The following is a 9,169-nucleotide window of genomic DNA, read 5'->3' as shown; positions in this document are numbered from 1 at the left end:
AACCCTCCCTCGTCGAAACCCCTCAGTCTGTCTCATGAGCCCTGACGGCGGACAGTCCCACACATCCGGACCGAAAGATCGTGTGACGGCCTCTTCCAGCAGGTTGAAAACGACACCTTTCACCAGCACGCTCCAAACCACGATCCATGCAGCCGAGCATCGCCTGCTGTTCCGATGCTAAAACAAAGCTCTGATCGGATCGTTACGGCAGTCAGGGCTTTGGCTTGACTGTATGCAGCCTGCGCCGCGGTCCGGGCCTGCGCGTCGTCAGTGACGTCCAGCGCAACGGCGAGCATGTTCGGCGAGGCGCCGAACCGGCTCCCGATGCCTGCTCCGCTACGAGCGCGCCGAACCCGGGACATCCCCGTGATGAACCAAGTCCTCGGTGTGGCTTGCGTCGAGCCGGAAAGACACGTGTGGTGGCATGGCTCTGCGGGGTTGTTTGCGCGGCACGTTGGAGCAGAGCGGCGCCAGCCGTTACCCCGCCAAAGCCTCTTTCACCACGCCAGGATTGTGCTCGATCACCAGCAGTAAAGAGCGTCCAACCTCATCGGGTATCGATCTCTCCTGCTCCCAATCCCGCAACGTCGCCAGCGGTATCCCGAACGCCTTGGCGAACTCCGGTTGCGACATTCCGAGCCCTGCTCGGATCGCCTTGGCATCCACCTCAACGCCGAGCCGCCGCCGCACCTTGGCCGCAGGTACGGGCCCGCCATGACTCACAGAGGGCTCAGGAGAAGCAATAACATGTTCATAGGCTGCTGCCCTAGCCGGAACGCAAGAAACGGCCTGTGCGACGATCCCAGAAGCCTTATCGAGGCGTTCCGCGATCCATCCCGACGCATCGGCCTGCGGAAGCAGGCTCCAAGCTGCTTCCACCACTGCGGCTGGGTCGCGATCGCCCACGTCCTCGACATAGGCTGGCGCCATCGTGGCGTGCTTCAGCAGCTCGGCCATGCTGCCTGCCGTCTTCAGCCTGACCGGACCCCAGGGCGCATTGGCGACGATGTAGACGAGGGCCATGGGTGAGGTCCTACAAAGGCGGCAGATGCGTTTAGGGCTCGGCCTCCCGTCCGAAAGCCGACCCCGCAAGTTCCCGAATGGACGCCACCCTTGCGGATGATCTCGAGACGAACCCGGCAAGCCGGGAGCGCAATCGACGTCAGGATATCACGTCGGCCGGCATCGGATCAGGCTTCTTCCATCTGCCGCCGTGCCGCGTAGGTCAGGAAGCCGGATCGGCTCATTCCCTGGCTTTCCGCAAAGTGTCTTGGGCATGCAAGGTTTCCTGGTGCCCTGACATCGGGCTTGAGCCATCAACATTAGGCGTGAAAGGGTGTCCCGTTGGCCGGCTGGTCAGGATCAAGGCCGCCGCTATTCGCGTCTTGCTCGCCTGATCTCAGCCGCGATCCGAGTGGACTCCACCTTGGCAAGACCCAAGGCGCGCAGCTTGGCCGTCTTCTCGGTCTCAGCATCTCTGGCCGCTTCTTGAGCTTGACCGCTCTTATGGGAGACCTGTCGCGCTGTTCGGGCGCTGCTCTTTGACAACAAGCTGACCGGCTTGGACGCCCGCTTCTACGCGTCCTTGGTGGCGGCGGTCCTGATCTCGCCCGCGACGAAGCCGGCGTCTTCTCGAGATGACCCGCACCCAGGACCACGCCCTGTTCGGCTGCTGGCTCGAGCTATTGCGTGCCCGCCTGCTGGTCGAATGAGCACGTGCATCGAAAGAGCGAGAGAGCGTAGTTCGAATGTCGCTGGAGATGGTGATCTGACACCCCGCGAAGTTAATGCGCCGTGATCGCTTCGTCCGGAGTCTCATTCGGCAGTTCCGAAGGAAACTGCGAATGCATGATGACCACTTTGGGATCCTCGTCCTGGATCGTGACGATGGAACCGAGGTCGGGATGATGGCCGGTCGTTACCCAGACCGCACCCTCATGAACAGTGCCGGTGTATTCCAAGTTCTCATAGATGTGAGACATCTGCGTCGTTGAGATCGTGCGATGGCACATTGTTGGGCTCCCAAGCATCGACGAGACGATCCTCAAGCGGCCCAAATGCCTTTAGGTTTCCAGTCGCCGTCAGATGTGCTGAACAGTGAGTTAAGAAGCCGGTGATCGCTTACACACCGCGTCTCATCTGATGAGCATCAATGCCAATGCCAATGCCGGAGCGGGACTTAGCCACCGCAGTTTGTTGAGAGCCGGGCCCCTCTCCCCGAACGACCCGGCTCTCGTGTCATCGTGGCAAGTCAACACGTGACAAGCGCTCACCTGCAAGCCTCATGTAATCGATCTGTTCCGAAACGAGAAAGGGGACAACTCGGGTCGAATTGTACCAATAACGTTATGTTACTCTGGACGAATAGACTATAATTGTAAATAAAATCAAAACAAAGAGCCATGCGGTAGAATTAATTATCTCTATTGTCTACGTCGCTAAGCTTTCCTCGTATTTGAGAAAAACCAGACTAAAACCCGCTCGATCGAATGCCTGCGTTTGAAAGCAGCTGCTATGAAGGTCGACCCATTCCCTTGCGACTGTTGCCCTGACGAGCACAAAGACTTGCTCCTGATCGAGACCCGCTTCATCGAGGCGTTGCTTGGCCCCCGTCGTCACCAGGGAAAACAGGTCGACGAGCGTGCCGTCCGGGTCTCGCAGCAGCAGCGAGCGGTTACGCCGCCAAACGGCTGCTGAACGATCGCCTTTCGAACAGGACGGCGAGGTTGGATGGGCCGAAGCACGGCCTGTTGAGAGGCTCGTGGCGGGCGGTCCGATCGGCGTCAGCTGTCGTCGAGCGGCGCCGTGAGCACGACACGCAGGCCGGGATCATTGCCGGTCTCTTCAATGTCACCGGCCAATTGATCGACCATGCCCCGCATCATGCGGCTGCCGAAGCCCTTGCGGGTGGCGCCCGCCTTGCCGGGGCCACGGTCGGCGACGGTCAGCCTGAAGCGGTTCCGATGCTGTTCGAGCGAGATGGCGATGGGCCCCACGCCTCCGGCGTAGGCGTACTTGTTGGCGTTGATGACCAACTCGGTCAGGATCAGCCCCACGTGAACGGCCCGATCCGTCGAGATCAGCACCGGCGCCAGGTCGAGGGTGATGAGGTTACCCCATTCGCTGCCCATGGTGGCCTTCATCTCAGTACACAGCTCGTCGAGGTAGCGGGCGAGATCGACGGTAGAGACGTTGTCGTCCTGGTACAGTCGGCGATGGACCAGGGCCACGGCGGACAGCCGCCTCTGGGCTTCGTTCAGGTGTTCGCTGAGGGCCGTATCGTTGACCGAGCGTGATTGCATGGCCAGGAAGGCCGACACCAGCGTCAGGCTGTTCTGGACCCGGTGGTTGACCTCCTTCATCAGGAAATCCTTCTGCTCCAGCAGGGACGCCTTCTCGGCGACGGTCGCGGTCAGTTCCTCGTTCAGTTCGCGGATGCGCCGGTTCTGCATGGCCTCCAGCATGGTGCGCTTGAGCCGGTTGGCGGCCTCGACCTCGTTCAAGGTCCAGCGCTGCGAGCGCCCCTTGACGATCTCGGTCCACGCCTCGAACGAGGTCCGGGGCGTGAGCGTGGCGTTTGGATCCACACCCACAGCCTTGTGAGGATTGCCCGCCCAGTTCAACCGTTCGATCTCCTCCGCGCGGAACCACATGAGGATGGTCGGCTCCTCGGTGGACATGGTGACGGCGAGCAGGCCGCTCGCCAGTGCTTGATACGCCGTGGCCTCCTCGAAAAGGTTGGAGAGTCTATGGGTGCTGAAAGGCCTCACGGCCGCGGGCTTGCGCACCCAGGCCGCGATCTCCCGAATCTCCCGCCGGTCGGGACTGCGACCCACGACGTGGAGATCCTTGCCCTGGATGGCGGCGAACCCGGTGGCGCCCAGCATCCGGCACAGTTCGTCGCCGGTGCGGGCGAAGAAATCTCTCAGGGAGCTTTCGCTGCCGAGGCGCCCGACGACGGTGTCCTCCGAGGAGCGCAGGCGAAGGCGCTCCTGATAGGACGCCGCGTCCTCCTTGACCTTGACCTGCTTCGCCAACGCGCCCGCCAGAGTCCTGCACGTCATGCGGGTCTCATACGGCAATCGCTTGGGCTGCGCGTTGTGGCAGGCGATCAACCCCCAAAGCAGGCCGTCCTTGACGATGGACACCGAGGCCGACGCCCCGACGCCCATGTTCTTGAGGTACTGGACGTGGATGGGCGAAACGCTGCGCAGCCCGACGTCGCTCATGTCGAGGGCGGACATGCCCGTCGAGCCCGGCCGCAAGGGAGCCGGCGCATACCCGACGTCCGGGATCACGCGCACCCTGTTGCGGACGTAGAGCGCACGCGCCTGCTTCGGGATGTCCGAGGCGGGGAAATGGTGGTTGATGAACGGATCAATCGCCGCGTCGCGATCCTCGGCAAGGACGACCCCGGCATCATCATCGAGGAACCGGTAAACCATCACCCGGTCGTAGCCAGTCAACCTCCGGAACCAAACGGCCGCGCGTTCGCACATCTCTCGGAGGTCCGACGCCCTCTCGAACGAGGTCCCGGCGGCGTCGAGGAACGACAGGACGCTCGTCGCCAAGGCCGGTGGCGTCGGGGCGGGTTCTAACTCGACGATCAAGCTGTTGCCGGCCCGGTGTGCCACCGTGTCGAAGGTGTCGGTCCCCAACGTCACGCGATTCAGGTCCAGGCTGCCAACCTCGGGCAAGTCGGCCAGCCTGTCGTTCACCCCTCCGCCAAGCAACGCGCCGAGGGAGGCATGCAACCAATCGGGTGACAACCACGCCTCGACGTCGCCCGCGGCCGCCTGAACGCGCAAGGTGTCGACGTCGGCGACCAGCAGCATGCCGTGCGGTTGGATCGAGCCCGGAACATGGATCGGCTCCCGATCACATGCCGTCAAATCGGGCCCGAGGTCCGATGGATCATGGTCGTCCAGGGGGTCGGGTCCTTTGCATCGCCTCATCGAGGCATGATACCCACGATCCGATATGACCGAAAGTGAAGGAGTTCACGCGCGCGTGCTCCCTTGCATGGAACGGGCGTTGCCAACTCGCGTTCCAACCGAACACCTAGGCCAGAACGGCGCCGTGTCCGCGAATCATGGACCGTCATTGGCTGAGCTAACTGGCAGGAACCTCGTGGGGATTATCTTCGACGTTGGATGCGGTTGGCCGATGACAGTCGGGCCCGGCGAGACGCTCCTGGTGGGGTCTGCACCGGTGCGGGAGGGTGACACGGGTCCGATAGTTACGCAGCGTCACGATGCACAAGGAACCCGTGAGCGTGATGCCAGCTGATCGGATGTCGCCATCCCAGCAGTTTCCCATGGGCGGCGGTGACATGGGCGCCCGTATCCGAGCCCACGACTGGTCGGCGACCCCGTTGGGTCCGACCGAGCGCTGGCCGTCCGCGCTGCGCTTCGCCGTGAACCTGATCATGGCCTCGCCCGAGTCGATGTATCTCGCCTGGGGCCCTGAACTCGTCTTCCTGTTCAACGATGCCTACCGGCCAGTCCTCGGCCCCCGGTTGCCGAACGCCCTGGGGAAGACCCTGCCGGAGCTGTGGCCGGATGCCTGGGACGCCGTTCGCCCTTGGGCCGAGAAGGCGTTGGCGGGCGAGGCCAGCCTGCACGAAGACTTGCCACTCGCCATGTCGCGTTACGGCGTGGCCGAGGAGACATGGTGGACCTTCTCCTACTCTCCCATCCGTGACGAGGTCGGCGCGGTGGCCGGCATCCTGTGCATCACGAACGAGACAACCGAGCACGTCCTCAACAAGGCCTCCCTCCAGAGGCTGAACGAGCAACTGGAACGCACGGTCGAGGCCCGGACGGCGGAGCGGGACCTGCTCGGCAATGTTGTCGAGACGACGGACGTGCTGATCCTGGTCAGCGACCTCCACTTCAACATCCTCGCGATCAATCGGTCGAACGCTGACGAGTTCGAGCGCATTTACGGGATGCGTCCGAGGGTCGGCGACAACATGCTCGTCCTCCTGGCCGGCCAGCCTGAACAACAGGAGCAGGTCAGGGCCGGTTGGGGACGCGCACTGTCAGGTGAGGAGTTCACCTTCGTCGAGGAGTTCGGCGATCCCGACCGCGTCCGTCCCTACTTTGAGGTGAAGTTCCGGACGCTTCGTAACGGGCGTGGCGAGCGCATCGGCGCCTACCAATTCGTGACCGACGTCACCTGGCGCCTGCGGGAGCAGGCGAAGCTCGCCGAAGCCCAGGAACTGGTCAGGCAGGCGCAAAAAATGGAAGCGGTCGGGCAGTTGACGGGTGGCGTGGCCCACGACTTCAACAACCTGCTGACGATCATTCGTTCATCCGTGGACCTCCTCCGCCGCCCGGATCTCGCGGAGGATCGCCGACGGCGCTACGTCGATGCCGTGTCCGACACCGTCGACCGTGCCGCCAAGCTGACGGGCCAGCTCCTCGCCTTCGCGCGGCGTCAGGCCCTCAAGCCGGAGGTCTTCGACGTCGGTGCCCGGCTTCGCAGCGTCGTGGACATGCTCGACACCGTAACGGGGGCACGCATCCAGGTCGCGACGGAGTTGCCTAACGGCCAGTGCTTCGTCCGGGCCGACCTCAGCCAGTTCGAGACGGCCCTCGTCAACATGGCCGTCAACGCCCGCGACGCGATGGACGGCAACGGCGTCATGACGCTTCGTCTGCGTTCCGGGACCGCCATGCCACCCATCAGGGGCCATGCCGGCTCGGCCGGACCGTTCGCGGCGGTTTCGATCACCGACACGGGAACGGGCATAGCTGCAGACCAGATCACCCGCATCTTCGAGCCGTTCTACACGACCAAGGACGTCGGCAAGGGCACGGGGCTGGGCCTGTCCCAGGTCTTCGGGTTCACCAAGCAGTCCGGCGGCGACGTCGACGTGGAAAGCGTCCTTTGCAAGGGCACGACGTTTACGCTGTACCTGCCGGAATCCCAGGAAACGGTGACGCGTGATCGTGCCAGGGAACAGATGCCGCCCGGCGGAGGCGGGCGCCGCGTCCTGGTGGTCGAGGACAATGTCGAGGTCGGGCGGTTCTCGACGCAAGTCCTCCAGGACCTGGGGTACGAAACAACCTTGGCCACGAATGCCGAGGAGGCCCTGGCGAGGATCGGCGATACGGGCGGCGACTTCGACGTGGTGTTCTCCGACGTCGTCATGCCGGGCATGGGCGGGATCGAGTTGGCCAAGGAACTTCGCAGGCGCCTGCCTGACATGCCCGTGATCCTGGCGAGCGGGTACAGCCACGTGCTTGCCCAGGAAGGCACCCATGGCTTCGAACTGTTGCAGAAGCCCTACTCGGCGGAGCAGCTTTCCCGCACCCTTCGCCGCATGGCCAAACGACGTCGCTTGCCCAATGGGTCATGAGGCTCGCCTCGGCTCGTCGATTCGGGCAAACCCACCGTCCGGACGACTGTGACCATCTCGAACTCGTTCACAAGGGCACTGAGGTGGAACAGCGTTACGATTGGCACCTGACGGAACGCATCCACCACGAGAACGGTCGTGGCGACCCGTTTGCGGCCGCGATCAGGGCCACGCGGATGCCCATGGTGATCACGGACCCGCGCCAGGACGACAATCCCATCGTGTTCGTGAACGAGGCATTCCAGAAGCTCACGGGGTATGCTCGCGAAGAGATCGTCGGACGCAATTGCCGGTTCCTCCAGGGACCCGACACGGATCCGGATTCCGTCGAGCGCCTTCGCACGGCGATAGAGACCGAGACCGACGTCCAGGTCGATCTCCTGAATTACCGAAAGGATGGCACCACCTTCTGGAACGCGCTTTACCTCAGCCCGACGCGCAGCCATGAGGGTGAGGTGCAGTTCTTCTTCGCCTCGCAGCTCGACATCAGCGACCGCGTCGAGTCGCAACGGGTGATCGCGGAACAGAAGGCGATCGTCGAGGCTGAGGTGCAGAAGCGGACGCTTGCCCTGGAAGAGGCGCTCGCGGCCAAGGACCTGCTGCTCCATGAGGTCGACCACCGGGTCAAGAACAACCTCACCATGATCGGCTCGCTGCTTCGGCTCCAATCCAGGCAGATCGGCGACCCCGTTGTCAGTTCCAAGCTGGACGCGATGCTGGAGCGGGTGGACGCGCTCGCGACGGTCCATCGACGCCTTTACCAGTCGGACGACGTCACGCGCTTCGACGTCGGCACCTTCACCGGCAGTCTCGTCCACGACGTGATCGGTGCGAGCGGAAGGGCGGACATAAAGGTCGACGCGGACGTTGACCGCCTGGACATCTCGTCCAGCAAGGCTGCCGCGTTGGGACTCATCATCAACGAACTCGTTACCAATACGGTGAAGCATGCGTTCGCCAATGATCGTCCGGGTCATTTGCATGTCTCGGCGAAGGCGGTGGCCGACCAGGCGGTGATCCGCATCGCGGATGACGGATATGGCATGGCGGCCAAGGGCGAGCGCGTCGATGGCCTAGGGACCACGTTGGTCAACCGCCTTTGCAGGCAGGTGCAGGCGGTGGCGACGTGGGACGATGCGCGGCCTGGAACGAGCGTCACCCTCACGTTCCCGATCTCGGAGTGACGGGTATCGATCATCCCCAAATGCCGCTGCGCTTCCTTGTCGTCGAGGACGAGGCACTCCTCGCGATGGATCTTGGCATGCTGATCGAGGATGCGGGTCACGGCGTCGTTGCCGAAGCCGCCTGCCTCCGCGAGGTCCAGGGTCTCGACGACGCGATCGCCCCTCACGTGGCGTTTGTTGACCTTCAACTCGCCGAGGGATCAAGCGGACTGGACGTCTGTGCCCACATCCAGAGCCATTGGGCCGACGCGATCATCATCTTCGTGACAGCCAATCCAAAGAAGCTGCCCGATGACCACGCCGGGGCGCATGGGGTCATAGCCAAGCCGTTCTCCCGCAACGGGCTGATGTCTGCGATGCGCTACATCGTCGATGGCATCTGCAACCCCCCGCCGTCCTCGCCGACACCGCCCGATTTCACAGTCTTCCCAGCATTCACGGCTGTTTGGAAAAACTGAGCGGAACAAGGAGCCCGCAGCCGGCAGCTCGAACCATCGAGGTGCAGGCCGCGTCCACGCGGGAGCGGCAGCTCCGGCAGCTGCCAAATTGTAAGCGTGACTGGACGCTTTCAATTACCCACAAGTGCGGAAGCGAGGCGGTAGCCGATCAGGATGTCCGT

At 63.3% G+C, this 9,169-nt stretch carries 8 protein-coding genes; 5 read left to right on the top strand and 3 right to left on the bottom strand.

The window, feature by feature from the left end; translation table 11 throughout:
• Positions 1-477: 477 nt before the first annotated feature.
• Positions 478-1,023 carry a helix-turn-helix domain-containing protein gene (locus tag P7D22_RS21110; RefSeq protein ID WP_319936233.1) on the bottom strand — a complete coding sequence of 182 codons (546 nt, stop codon included), beginning with the start codon at positions 1,021-1,023 and terminating at the stop codon, positions 478-480.
• A 77-nt stretch (positions 1,024-1,100) separates the two neighbouring features.
• On the opposite strand from P7D22_RS21110, the gene P7D22_RS21105 reads away from it, so the two are divergent.
• A complete protein-coding gene (locus P7D22_RS21105; protein ID WP_319936232.1) occupies positions 1,101-1,397 on the top strand; it encodes a hypothetical protein in 297 nt (98 codons plus the stop codon).
• Positions 1,398-1,784: 387 nt separating this feature from the next.
• Here the strand turns inward: P7D22_RS21105 and P7D22_RS21100 are convergent, their stop codons facing one another.
• Positions 1,785-1,982: a hypothetical protein gene (locus P7D22_RS21100; RefSeq protein WP_319936231.1), complete on the bottom strand. Its 198-nt coding sequence runs from the start codon at positions 1,980-1,982 to the stop codon at positions 1,785-1,787.
• Positions 1,983-2,565: 583 nt separating this feature from the next.
• Here P7D22_RS21100 and P7D22_RS21095 point away from each other — a divergent pair.
• On the top strand, positions 2,566-2,697 hold the full coding sequence (locus tag P7D22_RS21095; protein WP_319936230.1) for a hypothetical protein: 132 nt from the start codon (positions 2,566-2,568) through the stop codon (positions 2,695-2,697).
• Positions 2,698-2,783: 86 nt separating this feature from the next.
• Here P7D22_RS21095 and P7D22_RS21090 read toward each other — a convergent pair whose 3' ends face one another.
• Positions 2,784-4,955, bottom strand: a complete 2,172-nt coding sequence (locus tag P7D22_RS21090) for a histidine kinase dimerization/phosphoacceptor domain -containing protein (protein WP_319936229.1) — start codon at positions 4,953-4,955, stop codon at positions 2,784-2,786.
• Between the two features lie 299 nt (positions 4,956-5,254).
• On the opposite strand from P7D22_RS21090, the gene P7D22_RS21085 reads away from it, so the two are divergent.
• The 3 genes from P7D22_RS21085 to P7D22_RS21075 are packed head-to-tail and all read left to right on the top strand — an operon-like array spanning position 5,255 to position 9,008.
• Positions 5,255-7,366, top strand: coding sequence for a PAS domain-containing protein (locus P7D22_RS21085; protein ID WP_442916127.1), 2,112 nt, complete (start codon positions 5,255-5,257; stop codon positions 7,364-7,366).
• Complete coding sequence (locus tag P7D22_RS21080) at positions 7,363-8,550, top strand: PAS domain-containing protein (protein WP_319936227.1); 1,188 nt, start codon at positions 7,363-7,365, stop codon at positions 8,548-8,550. Before P7D22_RS21085 ends, P7D22_RS21080 begins: the two co-directional genes overlap by 4 nt.
• 20 nt (positions 8,551-8,570) lie before the next feature.
• On the top strand, positions 8,571-9,008 hold the full coding sequence (locus P7D22_RS21075) for a response regulator (RefSeq protein WP_319936226.1): 438 nt from the start codon (positions 8,571-8,573) through the stop codon (positions 9,006-9,008).
• Positions 9,009-9,169 lie beyond the last annotated feature (161 nt).

The organism is Lichenihabitans sp. Uapishka_5 (assembly GCF_033947565.1).
Lineage (GTDB): Bacteria > Pseudomonadota > Alphaproteobacteria > Rhizobiales > Beijerinckiaceae > Lichenihabitans.
This window is presented reverse-complemented; position numbering and strand designations above follow the sequence as displayed.

Bases quoted from the DNA above. Each gene is read 5' to 3' on its own strand.
- P7D22_RS21105 (WP_319936232.1), top strand. From the start codon at position 1,101: ATGGACGCCACCCTTGCGGATGATCTCGAGACGAACCCGGCAAGCCGG.
- P7D22_RS21085 (WP_442916127.1), top strand. From the start codon at position 5,255: ATGCACAAGGAACCCGTGAGCGTGATGCCAGCTGATCGGATGTCGCCA.
- P7D22_RS21075 (WP_319936226.1), top strand. From the start codon at position 8,571: ATGCCGCTGCGCTTCCTTGTCGTCGAGGACGAGGCACTCCTCGCGATG.
- P7D22_RS21080 (WP_319936227.1), top strand. From the start codon at position 7,363: ATGAGGCTCGCCTCGGCTCGTCGATTCGGGCAAACCCACCGTCCGGAC.
- P7D22_RS21100 (WP_319936231.1), bottom strand. From the start codon at position 1,982: ATGTCTCACATCTATGAGAACTTGGAATACACCGGCACTGTTCATGAG.
- P7D22_RS21110 (WP_319936233.1), bottom strand. From the start codon at position 1,023: ATGGCCCTCGTCTACATCGTCGCCAATGCGCCCTGGGGTCCGGTCAGG.
- P7D22_RS21090 (WP_319936229.1), bottom strand. From the start codon at position 4,955: ATGAGGCGATGCAAAGGACCCGACCCCCTGGACGACCATGATCCATCG.